The following is a 17,935-nucleotide window of genomic DNA, read 5'->3' as shown; positions in this document are numbered from 1 at the left end:
CAGGAGCATTGCCAAAAGGAAAATATTCACAAATACCACGATCCGTTTGGCCTCCCGCCGGTGCATGAGCCCGGGATTTCAAACCGTATTTTGCAGGCGAGGCTGCCGTGTAATGGCGGGAGGGGGCAACCGTGACAGCGAGGGAAAACCGCTCTTGCACATGCCTTGCCTTCCTCTGCAAAAGCTCATAGAACACCCGCGGTGACATCGACAGACCCAAAGGCTCCGGGCAAAATGCATCATCCCCGATCAGGATTTTCAAGAAGCCGGCTCGTTGGAACCCGCAGTTCCTGTACGCGCAGTTCTTGCACAATATCGTGCAGCGCCTTCCGGAAGTCGGCATCAAGCAGGTGGCGAATTTTCAACGCCACGATAAGCTCATGCCCGTTTCGTGTTCGGCTCCAATTTTTCATCTGCAGGCTTTTTTCGATGGCATCTGCGCGTCTAGCGTCGGACAGATAGAAAAAATCGCAGCAGCACTTCCGTCCTGAGTCCGGAGGCGTCCGGCAGGAAGCGCAGGCATTGAACAACGCCGATGGGGGTGTCAGGAGAGGTTCGAAGCCAAGCCGTTCCGTATTGACAGCAGAATGTTCATTGGCCGGCTTTACTCCGGTGATTAACGCCGCAAAGCTTTCTGTGGCGGTATCGTCCCCGCTTTTATCCGGAACGTGACCGAGTGTCGCAGCGCAAATTCTGATTTGCAAAAGGAGGTTCTGCAATCCGTAGCCTCTCCACTCCTTCTTTACGTAACACATCCCCAGTTCTTTTTCGGCCGAACCTGGCAGATCGAACACACCAGCACCTGCCATGAAACTACCCATGGCATTCTCTATGATAAAAAACAGACCGTTCTCGACTGCGGCCTTGAATTCATCATAAGGCCGCCACAACAGGTTTGCGGATTCTTCCCGGGGCAGTTCTGCAACAGCTTGCCGATATTCCGCCAATATGTGCTCAACATCCCCAAGGCCTGCTGACCGGATGGTTGCATGAGTAGTGCCTGACATCTCGCTCTCCTGTCGCGCTTGTCGTATTCCGATGGCAAAAAGGAAAAAAGGAGGAGTTATGACAGATACTGGCAGACGCCTCCTGGAATAGCGGTGTTAGATGGGATCTATTCCATAGAATTCAATCAATGGCCAAATCCATGGATATCAGCCGATTTCTGAACAAGCCATTGCATGGCTCGAGATAATGTTTTGACACAAAAAAGAAAAGAATATATAAATAATTGCGTGCTGCACGGTTGAATGCTTTGGATATTTGCTAATGAGGTACGGAAAGTAATGGTTACAGTAGAGCAGTATCGGCAGCTTTGCGCAGAATGGAGCGGAGATGCGGCCGAATTTTCCTGGTTGGTTCAGCATGGCGATATTGCAGGAGTCTCGCAGCGTGCCATTGCAGCCGAGTTCGAGTTTGCTCCGTCTACGGTTTCGCGATGGGCGGCGGGTGAGGCGCTTCCTCACAGGCGTGTCCAGAAGCTGGTGGTGGGCGCGCTGGAAAAAAAGGCGCGGCGGCTCGAACAGGCTTGCGCCAGCGCGTTTCTTCCGGTTAAAAAAGAAGTAGACACTGCCCAATCCCGGCCGCAGGCTTAAGATTCCTCGGTCGACAAAGTGCACTCTGACACTCCATTTGCAAAGCGATGAACGCTTACGAAGTCAATTTTGACGGGTTGGTAGGTCCCACGCACAATTATGGTGGATTGGCGGTAGGAAACATCGCTTCTGCAGAGAGCGCCCTGACAAATTCCAATCCCCGCGAAGCTGCATTGCAGGGGTTGGAAAAAATGAAACGGCTTTCTGATCTCGGCATCATGCAGGGCGTTCTGCCGCCGCAGGATCGTCCAGCTGTTTCGGTGCTCCGAAAGCTGGGATTTGTCGGGGAGGATACCGCCGTCATCCGGTGCGCGGCAACAGTTGCCCCTGGGCTTCTGCGCGCCTGCTCGTCCGCATCCAGCATGTGGGTAGCCAATGCCGCCACTGTTTCGCCGAGCGCCGACACCGAGGATGGCAAGGTACATCTTACGGCTGCCAATCTACCCTCGCAACTTCATCGAAGCATCGAGGCGCCTGTTACCAGTGCCGTTTTGAAGCGGGTGTTCAGTAATGAGCGCTATTTTGTGCACCACGATCCCCTGCCGTCCAATCTTTATTTTGGAGATGAGGGCGCTGCCAACCACATGCGTCTCTGCCCGAAGCACGGTGAAACCGGCGTGGAGATTTTTGTCTTTGGCCGCTCTGCCAGCCGCGATATTCCCAAGCCTCTGCGATTTCCTGCACGCCAGTCGCTGGAGGCCAGCGAAGCGGTTGCGAGGTTGCACCGAATCAAGCGTGGAAAGGAATTGTTCGTGCAGCAAGGCCCTGTGGCCATCGATGCAGGGGCGTTTCATAACGACGTGCTGGCAGTAGCAAACTGCGATGTCCTGTTTTACCACGAAGCGGCATACCGGGAGTGGGAGGAAACCGAAGCTAGAATTACAAAGGCCTGCGACTGGCCGATTCACTTCATCAGGGCTGGGGAAGAAGATATTACGCTTGCCGAGGCGGTCAGGACTTATCTCTTTAATAGCCAGCTCCTTACTCTTCCCGGTAACGAGATGATGATCCTCGCGCCCTCGGAATGCCGGGAATCTCACTCTGCCAAAACCTTTCTCGAACGAGTTGTGCAGGATGCGGCTAATCCCATTGCACATGTCGAGTACGTAGATTTGCGCCAAAGCATGAAAAACGGGGGAGGGCCTGCTTGCCTGCGACTTCGTGTCGTGCTAACCGAACCGGAACTCGATGCTGTGCAAAAAAACAGCCGTGTGATTCTTGATGAGTGCCTCTACAATGAACTCAAGGCATGGATCGAAAAGCATTATCGCGAGCGCCTTTCACCAACTGACCTGGATGATCCGGCTCTCCTGCAGGAGAGCCGTGCTGCATTGGACGAACTGACGACTATACTGGGATTTGGCTCGCTGTACGATTTCCAGCGGCTTTAAACCTTGTCAGCATTTTAGCAGCAATCGGCAGTGGAATCCGGAAGCGCTGCTGAATCTGAACAAACAACCTCTGCCAATCATTCCCGGAGGAATTCATGGCCATCACGCTCAATCACACTATCGTACCGGCGCGCGACAAGGAGGAATCCGCACGGTTCTATTCGAGAATATTCGGTTTCCGGTATGTCGGCCCGTTTTCTCATTTCATTGTGGTAAAAGTGAACGACACACTTTCTCTGGATTTCGATAACCGGGAAAAATTCGATTCGAACCATTATGCATTCAAGGTCACGGAGCAGGAGTTCGACGAGATCTTCAGCAGGTTGAAAACGGAGAACATCAAGTATGGCAGCGGCCCTTTCGATCCCGAAAACATGAGCATCAACCACAACGACGGGGGGCGCGGCGTCTATTTCCGCGATCCCGCAGGACATCTGCTGGAAATGCTGACGGTTGATTACAAGATTTCTTGAAACATAAGCGTTGTCCGATATATCCCGCCTTGCTATCTTTGATAATGGAAGAAGCGGCCGATCTTCCATATTGATGAGCTGGCAAGCGATGTCCTAGAATTCTATGCCTTAAGGAGGGGCATTAAGGAGGAGCATCAGAGCGGCCCTCGTGCTGCTGCCCATAATACTTACAAACCTTGCGGAATGTCGCATGGGAAAACAATAACCTGAAATTGGGGAGGGTGCTATGAAAAAAAGCATCTGGTTCATGATTGTCCCTCTGACCATTGGATTGGTCGGATGCAGCAGCGTACCAGAAAAGGGCACGAAAGTTACTCATGCCCCCGGAGTTACTCATGCACCCGGAGTTACTCATGCACCCGGCGCCAAGGTAGATCTTGAGAAGACGCCGCTGGTGAAGAAAATGCTGTATGAGCAGTACAACCAGTGGAAACATACCCGATATCGGATTGGCGGCATGAGCAAGAACGGCATCGACTGCTCCGGTTTCGTTCAGGTGACATTCAAGACCAAGCTGGGTGTGATATTGCCGCGCTCGACCGAGTTCCAGGCGCAACTGGGAGAGAGTGTCAGTAAAAGTGAACTGAGAGCGGGAGATCTTGTTTTTTTCAAGACAGGCTGGAGGGGCCGGCATGTAGGTGTCTATATCGAAGACGGCAGATTTCTCCATGCTTCAAGCACCTACGGTGTGACCATTTCAGGATTGAACGAGGGCTACTGGAAATCCGCCTACTGGAAAGCGAAGCGGCTGGATATGTAAGAAACTCTTCCTGTTGTTTCCGCTGTTATATTACTGCTTCATCATTGCCCCTGGAAACCTAGGACGGTGAGATAGAGGCAGGTGGAGGCGCTGATCTAATAACAAATCGTCAAGAGATTCTGTCCGATGGTATTATTCAAGCAGGCGGTCTGATGCGTGCCTGAGTTCTGTCTGCACTTGAGCAATTTCTTAACAGTTCTCCCCCTGGGCATGAGAATGCTGCCTATGCCCGATCCATCCGCATTTCACCTTGAGAACTTCCCGGGACAGTCCTTACAGGGTGTGCGCCCAGAGGTTCCTGGCTGGTCGCGCTCCTGTTTCCTTTTTCGGAAAATTCCGGTCGGCACGGGTGGGCCTTGTTCGCAGTAAATCATATCGATAGTTCATGTCGTTGATCTGGATAGTTGTCCTGCCCTTCTCCGGTAGCCTCTGCGCCGCGTTTCTGCCATCCCACGCGCGCAACGTCGCCGCCTGGCTCGCGGGTACCGTTGCGGTGGCGTGCGTCATTCTCACTGTCCGGTTGTATCCGCCAATAGCTGAAGGGGAGGTGATACGGGAAGCGGTGCACTGGATTCCTCAATTGGGTCTCGACTTCACGTTTCGCCTGGATGGCTTTGCCTGGCTGTTCGCAATGCTGGTTACAGTGATGGGAGCCCTGGTTGTACTGTATGCGCGCTATTACATGGCAGCACAAGACCCGGTTCCCCGTTTTTTCTCGTTCTTTCTCGCTTTCATGGGCGCGATGCTGGGTGTCGTGCTGTCCGGCAACCTGATTCAACTGGCAGTGTTCTGGGAGCTGACGAGTCTGACGTCTTTCATGTTGATAGCATACTGGTATCACCGGCCGGATGCCCGCCATGGTGCCCGCATGGCATTGACCGTGACGGCAGCCGGTGGTCTTTGCCTGCTTGCCGGAGTCCTGATGCTCGGATGGGTAGCGGGGAGCTATGATCTGGATCGTGTGCTTGCCTCGGGCGATCTGATCCGCGCACATTCCTGGTATGTGCCCATGCTGATCCTGATCGGATTGGGAGCGTTGACTAAAAGCGCACAATTTCCATTTCATTTCTGGTTGCCGCATGCCATGGCGGCGCCTACACCCGTATCTGTCTATCTCCATTCGGCAACGATGGTCAAAGCAGGTGTTTTCCTGCTTGTCCGGCTCTGGCCTGTGCTTGCGGGTACCGAAGAATGGTTCTGGATGATCGGCACGGCAGGTCTTCTTTCGCTCGTGCTGGGCGCATACGCAGCAGTGTTTCAACGGGATATGAAGGGTGTGCTGGCATATTCCACTATCAGTCATCTGGGTCTGATTACGCTGCTGCTCGGGTTGAACAGTCCCCTCGCGTTGATAGCCGCAATTTTTCATATCATGAACCACGCTACATTCAAGGCATCGCTTTTCATGGCGGCAGGCATGGTCGATCACGAGACCGGCACGCGCGATTTATCACGTTTGAGCGGTTTGCGGCGTGCCATGCCCATCACCGCCACATTGGCTGCCGTCGGTGCCGCGTCCATGGCGGGTGTGCCTTTGTTCAATGGTTTTCTTTCAAAAGAGATGTTTTTTGCCGAGACTGTGTTTGTCAGCGGGCACCCGATCACACGTATCGGCCTGCCGGCAATGGCTGTGGTTTGGGGAATACTCAGCGTTGCCTATTCGCTGCGTTTTATTCTGCAAGTGTTTTTCGGGCCCCCGGCGGAAGACCTCCCGAAAAAGCCCCACGAGCCGCCACGCTGGATGCTGTTTCCCAGCGCGCTGCTTGTCACGGCCTGTCTGGTGGTTGGAATGTTTCCCGCCAGAACCGTTGGGTCGTACCTGAACATGGCGTCGCGGTCCATCCTTGGAGAAAACACGCCGTTCCATAGCCTCGCAGTATGGCATGGCTTCAATCTCCCTCTCATGATGAGCCTAGCCGCGATGGTAGGCGGAATCCTCCTGTATCGGGCACTGGGAGAATATCAACAGGGCACGACAGTAGTACCGCTGATCGAGCGTTTCGACGGCAGGCGTATTTTCGAATTCATGATCGAAAAGCTTGACAGGCTGGCAATTCGCCTTTTGCGATGGCTATCCACCGAGCATCTGCAGGTCCAGATGCTGCTGCTTATCATTGCCGTGTTTGCCAGTGCGCTGATACCGCTCTCCAGGGGCGGCCTGCCCGTGGGTGATAAACCGCCGCTTCCGGTTGAACCGGCTTTTGCGGCGCTGTGGCTGATCGGCGCGGTCTGTGCAATCGCGGCCGCTGCCCAGGCAAAGTATCACCGCCTTGCTGCATTGACCTTGTCAGGCGTGGCGGGGTTGGCAACCTGCATGACCTTCGTCTGGTTTTCCGCGCCTGACCTGGCACTGACGCAGCTTATCGTAGAGGTTGTCACACTTGTCCTGCTTCTGCTGGGTCTGCGCTGGCTGCCGCCGCGCGATAAATCGCTGGACCATGAAACGGTGCCGCTTCCGGTGCGTATGCGCGCCGAAGGTCGCCGATCGCGGGATCTGGTGATCGCGATTTGTGCAGGTATCGGTATCACCGGATTGAGCTACGCAATTTTGACCCGGTCCGCCGGAGAAGGCATTTCGCCTTTTTTTATCGAGAATTCACTGCCCCTGGCAGGTGGATCGAATGTCATCAATGTGATCCTGGTTGATTTCCGCGGTTTCGATACGATGGGTGAGATAACTGTGCTGGGCATCGTGGCATTGACTGTGTTCGCGCTGTTGCGGAGGTTCCGCCCCGCTGCTGAGACCATGACGGTGCCCGCAAAACAGCAGGAGCAGGATGCACAGATCGGAGCCCTGCCATCAGATCCGCATGCGTTGTTGCCCGCTGGGCCAATGATGGTGCCAGCGGTATTCGTGCAGTTGCTGCTGCCGGTTTCGGGCATGGTGGCGATTTATTTTTTATTGCGCGGGCACAACGAACCGGGCGGCGGCTTCGTAGCGGGGTTGATCGTCACGACAGCAGTCATTTTGCAATATCTCGTGGGAGGCACTGCCTGGGCAGAATCCCGTACCCGTATTTTCCCCCAATACTGGCTTGCAGCGGGGTTACTGTGTGCTGCCGGTGCGGGTATGTCAGCGTGGCTGGCGGCGCGTCCATTTCTTTCTGCAATGGCATGGCATGGCACTTTGCCAATAATCGGCGAGATGCACCTATCAACGGTGTTGCTGTTCGATCTGGGTGTCTTTTTTCTGGTGATTGGCGCAGCGGTGTTGATCCTGGTGGCGCTTGCCCACCAGTCAAGACGCGCGCACCGCAAGCACGAAATAGCAGAAGTTGAAACGCCGAAGGAGGTGCCGGGTTTCCCGGCAGGGCAAGGCGCAAGCGGCCATGCATCCGCCTCGCTATCTCTCCCCGTCGCTTCAACGGCCCCGACTGATTATGCGCCTATGGAAGCCGGAAGGCAAAAGCTTCCCCATGTTTCGCCTCCGAAGGAAAGGGAGGATTGATGGAGGCAATCTATGCGCTTGCTATTGGCGTTCTGACCGCTTCGGGTGTCTGGCTGGTGCTGCGCCCCCGCACCTTTCAGGTCATCATGGGACTTTCTCTGCTGTCGTATTCGGTCAATCTGTTCATCTTTGGAATGGGGCGACTCATGATAGGAGGCGCGCCCATCATCGAAACTGCGGCAAAGGCAGATCCTTCCCTGTATGACGACCCCGTGCCGCAGGCGCTTGTGCTCACCGCAATCGTCATTGGTTTTGCCATGACTGCGCTCTTTCTGGTTGTGTTGCTGGCTTCACGAGGGTTGACGGGCAATGATCATGTCGACGGGGACCCGGAAGCATGAATGGCTGGGTGAATCATCTTCCGATATTTCCGATAGTGATCCCATTGGTTGCGGGAGCAGTCATGCTGCTGTTCGCCGAAGCCCGGCGTGCTCCGCGCACCATTATCGCCCTTGTTGCCACCTTGGCAAATTTACTCGTGGCACTCGCGCTCGCCTATATTGCAAGCGATGCTGTTCCGAGTATCTGGCCGGATGGTATTGCGGTATATCTGCTCGGTGGCTGGGAGGCGCCCTTCGGCATCGTGCTGGTGCTGGATCGATTGTCTGCTCTGATGCTGGTGCTCAATGCGGTGCTGGCATTGACTTCCCTGATCTACGCTCTGGCGCGCTGGCGCAAGGCTGGTCCGCATTTCCAATCGCTGTTCCAGTTCCTGATCATGGGGGTAAACGGGGCTTTTCTGACCGGCGATCTCTTCAACCTGTTTGTATTTGTGGAGGTGCTGCTGGCCGCGTCATACGGTCTCCTGCTGCACGGTCTGGGTGAGCCTCGGGTCAAGGCTGGCCTGCACTACATCGCGATCAATCTTGCAGGTTCGTTTGTCTTTCTGATTGGTGTTTCGCTGATCTATGGAGTAACCGGAACGCTCAACATGGCGGACGTGGCTGCGCGCGCCTCACTGCTCACCCAGGACGAGCGCATACTTTTCGAAACCGGTATCGCCATTCTCGGCAGCGCATTTCTGCTCAAGGCGGGGGCATGGCCTCTGAACTTCTGGCTGCCGTCTGCTTACGGTACGGCCGCACCCCCAGTGGCAGCAGTTTTTTCGATTATGACCAAGGTGGGAATTTACGCGCTGCTGCGACTGGGGTCGCTGCTGTCCGGCGCTTCCGGCGCGAGCGTCCCCGCGCCGTTCAATGATGGCTGGCTGTTTGGCATTGGCATCATTACACTCGTGCTGGGGACAGCGGGCATACTCACCGCCAGCCAGCCACAGCGGCTGGTTGCCTATTGTGTCATCGCTTCCGCCGGCACGTTGCTTGCGGCGCTCGGGTTTGGTGGTACGGCAATGAAAGGGGCAGCCCTGTATTACTTGACAAGTTCAGTGTTGGCGACAGGCGCTTTCTTCATGCTTTGTGAGATGATCGACCGCACACGGCAAACCGGCGAGGAGCTGCCGCTGGAGATGATGGAGCCTGTCGGACAGGAGTCGGTTGATACCGATTTTACGGATGAAGTGGTAGGTATCGTCATTCCTGCGGCGATGGCATTTCTGGGCATGAGCTTTCTGGCATGCGCGTTACTCGTGGCAGGCTTGCCACCACTATCGGGTTTTATCGCCAAATTCCTGATCCTCTCCGCCACACTGACTGATACTGCGCCGGGGCCAGCGCCGGTTACGGTATGGGTACTGTGGGCGGGGATGCTGGGTTCGAGTCTGATTGCAATCATTGCTCTCTGCCGGATGGGGATACATTTGTTCTGGAGCACGGATGAGATCATGACGCCAAGACTGCATCTTGGGGAGGCGGCTCCAGTTGCGGTGCTGCTGCTGCTCAGCGTTGCGCTCTCGATAGAGACGGGCCCGGCAATGGATTACCTGAATCTTGCGGGTAATTCGCTGTCTTCACCGCAGATATATATCGATGCGGTATTGTCAGGCAGTCGGGCACCCGGGCCTTCGCCAGTACCTTCAATTCCGGTGGAGGGAATCAGGCAGTGAAACGCTGGCCATCGTTGACACTATTTACTGTCATTCTGTTTGCCTTGTGGCTTCTGCTGAATGATTCCCTGGCGCCGGGCCAGCTTTTGCTGGGTCTGATGCTCACGGTGGCTATTACCGCATCGACTGCGGCAATACGCCCACTGCGCGCGCACCCGCACCATCTGCTCACCGCATTGGGGCTGTTTTTTGTAGTGCTGATCGATATTATCCGCTCCAACATCGCCGTGGCCGGGATCATTCTCGGTCCGGCGAAGAGACGTTTTAATTCGGCTTTCATGAAAATTCCGCTGGACCTGCGTGATCCGTACGGGCTTGCCGCCCTCGCCTGTATAATCACGGCCACGCCCGGTACCGTCTGGGCCGGCCTTTCGCCTGATGGAGGCACGCTCACGATTCACGTCCTGGATCTACAGGATGAGGAGGCCTGGGTTCGCATCATCAAGCAGCGTTACGAGCGGCGACTGATGGAGATATTCGAATGAATGGAATGCTGCCGTGGGCGATATCCTTTGCCCTGATTGCTGTCACACTTGCCATGATTTTTACGGCGATCCGTCTTCTGCGCGGGCCTGCCGCGGAAGACCGCGTACTGGCGTTGGATACCCTGTATGTAAACAGCATGATCATGATGCTCACGCTGGGAATTCAGTTCGGATCCCGGTTTTATTTCGACATCGCTCTGTTGATTGCGCTATTCGGGTTTGTCGGTTCAGCCGCAATGGCTAAATTCCTTTTGCGTGGCGAGGTGATCGAGCCATGACGGATGGGGTGATTCCTTTCTGGGTCGATCTGCTCGGCTCGCTGCTGCTGATCTCAGGCAGTCTGTTGACGCTGATCGGATCCCTCGGCTTGCTTCGGCTGCCCAACCTGTTTGCGCGAATGCATGGCATAACATTGGGAAATACACTCGGCCTCGGGTGTGTGCTGCTGACATCGATACTGATTGCTTCGATACACGCTGAGCGGTTCGTGTTTCAAGAGGTGTTGATCACACTGTTCATGATATCGACATCGCCTGTCACCACGATCCTGCTCATGCGCTCAGGGATATACCGTAGACGAATGGATGCTGATAGAAAAACAGCAGGACACCAGGATAGTTCGAATCCTGGGTGACCTTTCACCTTTCCTTCCATTCCCCATCCTAGCGTTTTCCCTACTGCAGTTTCCCCACCTTCGCGGATCCCGGCAGCTTGGTACCGCAGTCAATATTCTTCATTCCCGGCGTGGCTCACATCTGGGGAGCCGCTGAAGAATCTGATGCAAATAGCCTTGACTAGGCGCCTTTCCTCGCCTATTTGTTAAAAAACGCTACTTGAATTCAATTCATTCCAATCGCTGCGTTGTGCAGGGCGTGATCCAAACATGATTGGGAAGGGATATGAAAGAACTGTTCAGATTTGGAGTCATCCGCCCACCGCGTCCGGCCTCCCGCCGGGGAAGCATTGTATTTCCCGGTAACCTGACCCTGTTACGTCGCGGTCTTTTCGCAGCACTTGATCATCCAGACCCGCGTGCGAGTATGCGAACAGCAGCTGCGCAGTTTTTCGAGGGTAACGAGTTCTCGGAGGATGCAGCAAGTATTCAATTCGGTTCGGCTCTCCTTGACCTTCGCGAGCGTTTGCAGAATCTCGGATCAATCTCCGGTGTGACACTTGCAAGGGCCGTCGAAGAAGCAACTGGCACAGTCGCAAATCAACTGGTCGAAGACGCAGGCTTTGCGAATCTTAAAGACCGCGCGTTCGATACTGTGCTTGCCTTGCGCGTTCTCCCGGACCGGTTCCCGCGCCTTTCGCCCATATTTACCGGACTGGTCCGCATGATCGACCTTGTCCAACGCCTCTCGGAAAATGATCAGACGCTCGATGACGAGACAGCCGCTACACTTCTGCACCGCACCATTGTACTCCCCCGAGCCTTGTTTCCCATGCCTCGGGCGCCGCACCCTGCGCCGACACCGGCCCCTGCGGTGGATCCCCGCTCCGGTGGACGCGGCGGTGGCGGAGGAGCGCGTCAGCTATCAAACCGTATTGCCGCGCTGGATCGCGCTCGTGTCGCAATTCTTTCAACCGGCGTGGATGACCTCGCGGTAACGGGCGGGCGGGATGCACGCGTGCGTTCAAATGCTATCGCGCGGTTACCGGCAGACATACGAGAGGCATTGCGAAGCGTAAACGTTAATCTTTCAAATGTGACCGTATCGACGGCACTGGACCAGATCGGGCTGGCTAGCGCGGCGCTAGGCCAATCGCTGCGAGAGACACAGGAGCAGCGGATCGCACCCTCTTTGGTGATGATCGGTACTGCAACTGTCCCGATGCTCGATCAGAATATGCTGCCGGCGGGTGACATTGCTCTGCCTGAAGGACCCAGAGTTCCGACCAGCGTGGGTGCCATCCGACCCATCGGGATCATGCCCCTCATTGTTGTTTTCGAGCAGATCAAACGCTATGAACTCGACCAGATTTCGGACGTACAAACTATTCTGCGATCGGAGAAGCAGTCGCGGGAAACACGCAGATTGACCCGTACGGAAGAATCTTTCGAAACCGAGATCGAGCGCAGCACTGAGCAGGAGCGCGACGAACAGACGACCGAACGGAATGAGATGCAGCAGGAGGTGGGCCTCACCATTGAGGAATCGGAGAGGTTCAATGTCGGGGCGACGATTTCCGGGAGCTACGGTCCGATCAAGGCTGAGCTGACTACAGGATTCGAGTCCGAATTTGCAACCGAGGAATCACGCAAGTCGGCTTCGACTTACGCCCGGGAAGTGACGAATAAAACTGCGACCAAGGTAACCGAGAAGGTTCGGGAAAAGCGTACTCGCACGACGTTGGAGGAATTTGAGGAAAAATTCGGTCACGGTTTCGACAATACCGCCGGCGCGGCGGATGTTTCCGCGATATTCCAGTGGCTTACCAAGGTGATGGAGTATGAGGTGCGCGAAGTGGGAGAGCGTTTGATGATCGAGGTGATGGTGCCTGAACCTGCCGCGAACTACCTATGGTCAGTCGCACGGGAAAGCGAGCTTCCGGACGGCTTCGCGCCGCCTGAGCCCTTTACCGCTGCACCAAGCGACATCACGCCCGAGAACTATGGCGAGTTCGTGAAAAAATACAATGTTGTGGGTGTCGAACCGGTTCCCGACCTTATCACGACCATTTCCATCGCCCTGGAGGGTAAGGCGCAGGCGCTTGAGGAGGGTGTTCTGCCTCCGCCCATGGCCGAGGCAAAGGATGTGGACATTCCCAAGGGTTACCGTGCTGTCATCGCCCACGCCTCTTCCAATGTCATTGCTGTTCCCCCGGAGCCGGTCTCAGGTACGCCAGGAGGGTTCGGTCCGGCAGCAGAGGTTTACATTACCGTTGGCAGGGAGGAGTTCGGCTTCGAGAGCGAATCCCGTTTACTCGATGGCGAAACAGGAGATAGTCCTCAGAATATTCCTGTCACGGTACTCGTCAACAATGTTCTCGCTTATACCGTCGCAATCGAGATTAGCTGCTTGCAGATGCCCGGTATGATGGAGGCGTGGCGTCTGAAAACCCATGCGCTCATTCTTCAGGCTTATCTTGCGCTCAAGACGGAATATCAAGAGCGCCTTGCCGCGCTGGCCCTTGAGCGCAGGGAAGAGCCGGAAGGACGCCATCCCCTCGAAAATCAGACGATTATTCGCAGCGAGTTGCAAAGAAGCGCAATTTCGATTCTGACAGCACAACACTACGATCTCTTCAGCGCTATTCTTGAAAGCGCGGGGCAGCGGCCTCGAATCGATTTCGACGAAGCTTTTGCCGAAGGTAATTATGTCGCCGCATTTTCCCGCTGGTTTGAATGGGAGAACATGGTGTATGTCTTTCAGCCCTATTTCTGGGCGCGCAAGAGCACCTGGAATTATCGGCTCCTTTCCAGCGATGTCGATCCCCTGTTTGCGGCATTTCTCCGCGCAGGTTTTGCCCGTATCCAGATACCCGTGCGGCCCGGCTTCGAGGAGTTCGCGCTGGCGTTCTTCGAGACCGGCGAGGTACCGCAATCTCATCCTTCCGGCGTAATTGGGGAAGATTATTTGAGCATCGTAGAGGAACTCAAGGCGATGCTCGGTGTAGGTGATCGCGGCGAGCTGATCGATTCCTTTGAAGTGCGTTTGCCAACAACCTTGCACACGCTGCGCACCGAGCCGGGGCTGCCTGCGTGGGAGCCCAACGAGGAAGGGAACTGGGTCCCTGCGGAACCCCCGCCTTGAACGCGGATATACGGGCGAAAAAGAGGCAGGCGCGACAGGCATTCGATCAACGGACAAAGGCATGCCGAAGTTGACAGTTCCATATATTGGACGAATTCTCGCATTGCGGTCTCATACAAAAGGCGGTGCAAATTCCTGATGGCTGCTCCTGCTCCAGTCCAGTCCGTTCCTGATGAATCAAAAGGCATTGTCCTGTTGTTTTCGACATTGCCACCCGATGAGCGGAAGTTTATTGATGAAGTGACAACCATAGGCAAAGAGACTGTCAACCTGCCTGCGATTTTCGAGGACCATGAAACCTCCAGTCCCGAGTTCGCAGGGAAGCTCACAATAAAGAAGCTATCAACATACGCTCGCACAAACGCTTTCGGCCATTTCAAGCCGATGCGGGAAGCGGTAAGCAGTGCGATGGCAGCGTCGCAAAAATTGCCACCGTGGCTCGATGAGCTGGACGAGATGCTGGCGCTGCCGGGATCACGGCTGATAGACCGAACCCTTGGTCTTTCGATTGCCCTGCGCGAGTCCGGTGGCCTGGCTCGGCCGGCGAGGGCAGGACGTATTATCGATTCTTTTGCAGAAGGCGGTCTCGACAATTTGTTCAGCAACCGGCAGATGTATCTGGATGCCGAGCTTGTCCCGGAGCAGTGGGTCAAGGAGATGAAGCGCTCAAGAGTCAAGAGCTCTGCTGCCGAAATTGCGCAGGAACGGCTGATGGGTTTTTATTTCGCGCGTGTCGGTCTTGCCCATGTCATGCTTGTCCGCGCGGTGGCGGACGAATTTTTCAACGATGCTGGCGGAGCAGGCGACCCGGATGCGGAGGCGCTTGCAGAAGCACAAATTGCCGCCTTGACCAGCATGGAACGCAAGATATGGCTTGCCATTACTTTCGCAAACGCAGATGGCGGGAAGAACGTGGCTTCAGTGAGCCCAGGTGCAACAGGAATCATTACAATTCTCCATGCATTCCATCTGGCGAACGTGCCGCTTCATGAAATCACTGACGTACCAAATGCCGAGAGCAGCCGGGCACTCCGGAATTTTTCTCCTGACGTTGTCGTTGCGCTCAAGCCGCAATCGTCCGAAAAGCGCGTCGCGTTACAGTTTTTGAGGCGGCTGAAGCAATTCTTTCGGCTTAATATCGCCACCAAGACTGCTATCGTATCGCAGGCAATGGATCAGCATTTCATGCGCTTGAAAACGGCCAAGCGGTGAGGTTGAACAAATATCGGGTGGTTTATTTGATCAATCAGCTTCCTTATGCCGCTACGGAGTGATCTCATCCGTTCCGTCAAGCAGACAGGAGATTACCATTTTCTGCTAGACTACGTTCTCTCACGGAATGCTTACTGGAATCATGTCATACTCTGCATTACTTTCCCTTAGATAAGTAAAAACTCGTGCAAACCGAGCTTCGATAACGCAATGACCCTAATTTATGAAGCAAAAGCACCTGCTATCATAAGATCTCCCGAGAATCCCTAAAGGCTGACTTCGTTTCACTTTTCAGCCAATCTGTGTAAAAGCCCCAAGAATTCCGATAACTTCGCCGCCAGATGTTACTGCCATTAACCGCAGATTCCTCTGGCTCAGTTCATCTTTCCACTCTGCCCATCATGCTGCCATCCATTGAACAACGTCTTTCCCTTGAACTCGGCGCGAAGCCTGTACAGGTTACCGCTGCCATTGCCTTGCTGGATGAAGGTGCCACCGTGCCCTTTATTGCACGTTACCGCAAGGAGGTGACAGGCGGGCTGGACGATACGCAGTTGCGCCTGCTGGAAGAACGGTTGGGTTATCTACGTGAACTGGAAGACAGGCGTGCCGTGATCATCGCATCGATAGAAGAGCAGGGGAAAATGACGCCCGCGCTGCTTGCTTCCATCCTGCAGGCCGAGGATAAGACACGGCTGGAAGATCTGTATCTCCCCTTCAAGAAAAAGCGGCGCACCAAGGCGCAGATCGCGCTGGAAGCGGGGCTGGAGCCACTGGCGGATGCGCTGCTTGCCGACCCGATGCTGCAACCCGAGGAAGAGGCCGTCAAGTACTTGAAGCCGGCCTTCACCACCGAGCAGGGGGATAATCCCGGGGTACCGGATGTGAAAGCTGCGCTCGAGGGAGCACGCCAGATACTGATGGAACGTTTCGCAGAAGATGCCGAGTTGCTTCAGTGGCTGCGCGAGTATCTGCTGGACCATGGGGTGGTGGAGTCGAAAGTCGCGAGCGACAAGAATGGTGGCAAGGAAGAGGAGGGCGCGAAATATTCCGATTATTTCGATTACTCCGAACCGCTCAGCTCTATTCCTTCACACCGGGCGCTGGCGCTTTTTCGGGGGCGACGTGAAGAAGTTTTACGCGTTGCCCTGCGTCTGGATTCGGAGGCGGAGAAACCGAAATGGGATGCACCGCACAACCCGTGCGAGGCGCGCATAGCTGTCCGGTTCGGCATTGCGGACAAAGGGCGGCCTGCCGATGCGTGGCTGATGGATACGGTGCGCTGGACCTGGCGGGTGAAGAGCTTTCCACATCTGGAAATCGATCTTATGGGCACGTTGCGCATGCGGGCGGAGACCGAAGCAATCCAGGTCTTTGCGCGCAACCTGAAAGCCCTGCTCATGGCCGCCCCCGCCGGGCCTCGCGTGACAATTGGCCTCGACCCCGGCTTGCGCACCGGGGTGAAGGTCGCAGTGGTGGATGCGACAGGGCGGGTCATGGAAACGGCCACCGTTTATCCACATCAGCCCAGGAATGATTGGGATGGGTCGCTTCATGTTCTCGGCGCGCTTGCGGAAAGATATCGGGTATCGCTGATAGCGATAGGCAATGGCACCGCTTCGCGCGAGACCGACAAGCTGGCAAAAGACCTGATCAAGCGTCGCCCCGATCTCAAGCTCACCTCTATCGTGGTTTCGGAAGCGGGAGCTTCGGTTTATTCCGCCTCCGATCTGGCATCCAGGGAATTCCCCGATATGGATGTGTCGCTGAGAGGAGCGGTTTCCATTGCGCGCCGCCTGCAGGACCCGCTGGCGGAACTGGTCAAAGTCGATCCGAAATCGATTGGCGTAGGTCAATACCAGCATGATGTCGGGCAAACCCAGCTCGCGCGCTCGCTCGATGCCGTGGTCGAAGACTGTGTGAACGCGGTAGGCGTGGATGTCAACACGGCCTCCGCGCCGTTGCTCGAACGTGTTTCGGGGCTTAACGCCGCTGTCGCGCAAAGCATCGTTGTCCATCGTGAGGCAAACGGAATGTTCACCTCGCGTGAAGCTCTGCACCAGGTTCCGCGTTTGGGTGAGAAAACCTTCGAGCAGGCGGCAGGCTTCCTGCGTGTGATGCATGGCGAGAACCCGCTTGATGCCTCGGCAGTGCATCCCGAGTCGTATCCCGTCGTGCAAAGAATCCTTTCCGACCTGAAGCAGGAAATCAGGTCGATCATCGGCAATAACAAATTATTGAAGTCGCTCAATCCCGCGAGGTATGCGGATGATCGATTCGGCGTGCCGACCGTGACCGACATCGTGAAGGAGCTGGAAAAGCCGGGGCGTGATCCCCGGCCGGAATTCATCACCGCCGCATTCAAGGAAGGCGTGAACGAGATTTCCGATCTGCAGCCGGGAATGCTGCTGGAAGGCGTGGTCACTAATGTGGCCGCCTTTGGCGCATTCGTCGATATCGGAGTGCATCAGGATGGACTGGTGCACATCTCCGCGCTCGCTGACAAATTCGTCAAAGACCCGCACACGGTCGTCAAGGTGGGGCAGGTGGTCAAGGTCAAGGTGCTGGAAGTCGATGAAAAGCGCAAGCGCATTGCGCTGACCATGAGACTGACAGATGCGCCAGCACCACAAACACAGGAGGCGCGAGGGGCCGGCAAGCGTGAGCAGCCAAGGGATAGGAAGGACCGCTTAGCCAGGCCTCAGCAGAAACAGGATTCTAGGCCGGATACGGCGATGGCTGCGGCGTTTGCAAGGTTGAAGGGTTAAATGAGATTTTGACGCTCTTATTTGAATACGGCGTGCTCGCTCC

At 55.5% G+C, this 17,935-nt stretch carries 14 protein-coding genes; 13 read left to right on the top strand and 1 reads right to left on the bottom strand.

The genetic code is table 11. The features are described 5' to 3' along the window. Window positions 1-239 precede the first annotated feature (239 nt). Window positions 240-1,007, bottom strand: a complete 768-nt coding sequence (locus tag BMY01_RS08625; protein WP_074746246.1) for a hypothetical protein — start codon at window positions 1,005-1,007, stop codon at window positions 240-242. A 279-nt stretch (window positions 1,008-1,286) separates the two neighbouring features. Here BMY01_RS08625 and BMY01_RS08620 point away from each other — a divergent pair, with 279 nt between their 5' ends. The 13 genes from BMY01_RS08620 to BMY01_RS08560 all read left to right on the top strand — a co-directional run bounded on the left by BMY01_RS08620 (window position 1,287) and on the right by BMY01_RS08560 (window position 17,892). Then, window positions 1,287-1,595 (top strand): hypothetical protein, encoded by a 309-nt coding sequence (locus BMY01_RS08620; protein WP_074746244.1) that lies wholly within the window; start codon window positions 1,287-1,289, stop codon window positions 1,593-1,595. A 47-nt stretch (window positions 1,596-1,642) separates the two neighbouring features. Then, window positions 1,643-2,986: an N-succinylarginine dihydrolase gene (gene astB / locus BMY01_RS08615; protein WP_074746243.1), complete on the top strand. Its 1,344-nt coding sequence runs from the start codon at window positions 1,643-1,645 to the stop codon at window positions 2,984-2,986. A gap of 95 nt (window positions 2,987-3,081) precedes the next feature. Continuing rightward, complete coding sequence (locus BMY01_RS08610) at window positions 3,082-3,459, top strand: VOC family protein (RefSeq protein WP_074746241.1); 378 nt, start codon at window positions 3,082-3,084, stop codon at window positions 3,457-3,459. 226 nt (window positions 3,460-3,685) lie between these two features. Further along, window positions 3,686-4,219 carry an NlpC/P60 family protein gene (locus BMY01_RS08605; RefSeq protein WP_074746238.1) on the top strand — a complete coding sequence of 178 codons (534 nt, stop codon included), beginning with the start codon at window positions 3,686-3,688 and terminating at the stop codon, window positions 4,217-4,219. A gap of 385 nt (window positions 4,220-4,604) precedes the next feature. Continuing rightward, the gene (locus BMY01_RS08600; protein ID WP_074746237.1) at window positions 4,605-7,667 is read left to right on the top strand and encodes a monovalent cation/H+ antiporter subunit A; all 3,063 of its coding nucleotides are present in this window, start codon (window positions 4,605-4,607) and stop codon (window positions 7,665-7,667) included. Next, on the top strand, window positions 7,667-8,008 hold the full coding sequence (locus BMY01_RS08595; protein WP_074746236.1) for a Na+/H+ antiporter subunit C: 342 nt from the start codon (window positions 7,667-7,669) through the stop codon (window positions 8,006-8,008). Before BMY01_RS08600 ends, BMY01_RS08595 begins: the two co-directional genes overlap by 1 nt. Continuing rightward, window positions 8,005-9,669: a monovalent cation/H+ antiporter subunit D gene (locus BMY01_RS08590; protein ID WP_074746234.1), complete on the top strand. Its 1,665-nt coding sequence runs from the start codon at window positions 8,005-8,007 to the stop codon at window positions 9,667-9,669. Before BMY01_RS08595 ends, BMY01_RS08590 begins: the two co-directional genes overlap by 4 nt. Further along, window positions 9,666-10,154: a Na+/H+ antiporter subunit E gene (locus BMY01_RS08585; protein ID WP_074746232.1), complete on the top strand. Its 489-nt coding sequence runs from the start codon at window positions 9,666-9,668 to the stop codon at window positions 10,152-10,154. The genes BMY01_RS08590 and BMY01_RS08585 overlap by 4 nt, the downstream gene beginning before the upstream one ends. Next, complete coding sequence (locus BMY01_RS08580; protein ID WP_074746230.1) at window positions 10,151-10,432, top strand: K+/H+ antiporter subunit F; 282 nt, start codon at window positions 10,151-10,153, stop codon at window positions 10,430-10,432. The genes BMY01_RS08585 and BMY01_RS08580 overlap by 4 nt, the downstream gene beginning before the upstream one ends. After that, window positions 10,429-10,788: a monovalent cation/H(+) antiporter subunit G gene (gene mnhG, locus BMY01_RS08575; RefSeq protein ID WP_074746226.1), complete on the top strand. Its 360-nt coding sequence runs from the start codon at window positions 10,429-10,431 to the stop codon at window positions 10,786-10,788. The genes BMY01_RS08580 and mnhG overlap by 4 nt, the downstream gene beginning before the upstream one ends. A gap of 265 nt (window positions 10,789-11,053) precedes the next feature. After that, window positions 11,054-13,912 (top strand): hypothetical protein, encoded by a 2,859-nt coding sequence (locus BMY01_RS08570; RefSeq protein ID WP_074746225.1) that lies wholly within the window; start codon window positions 11,054-11,056, stop codon window positions 13,910-13,912. 138 nt (window positions 13,913-14,050) lie between these two features. Continuing rightward, the gene (locus tag BMY01_RS08565; protein WP_074746224.1) at window positions 14,051-15,124 is read left to right on the top strand and encodes a hypothetical protein; all 1,074 of its coding nucleotides are present in this window, start codon (window positions 14,051-14,053) and stop codon (window positions 15,122-15,124) included. 401 nt (window positions 15,125-15,525) lie between these two features. Beyond that, complete coding sequence (locus BMY01_RS08560; protein WP_074746223.1) at window positions 15,526-17,892, top strand: Tex family protein; 2,367 nt, start codon at window positions 15,526-15,528, stop codon at window positions 17,890-17,892. Window positions 17,893-17,935 lie beyond the last annotated feature (43 nt).

Source organism: Nitrosospira multiformis, from assembly GCF_900110185.1.
Classification (GTDB): Bacteria; Pseudomonadota; Gammaproteobacteria; order Burkholderiales; family Nitrosomonadaceae; genus Nitrosospira; species Nitrosospira multiformis_A.
Note: the sequence above shows the minus strand (reverse complement) of the source record. Positions and strands in the feature narration are given on the sequence as shown.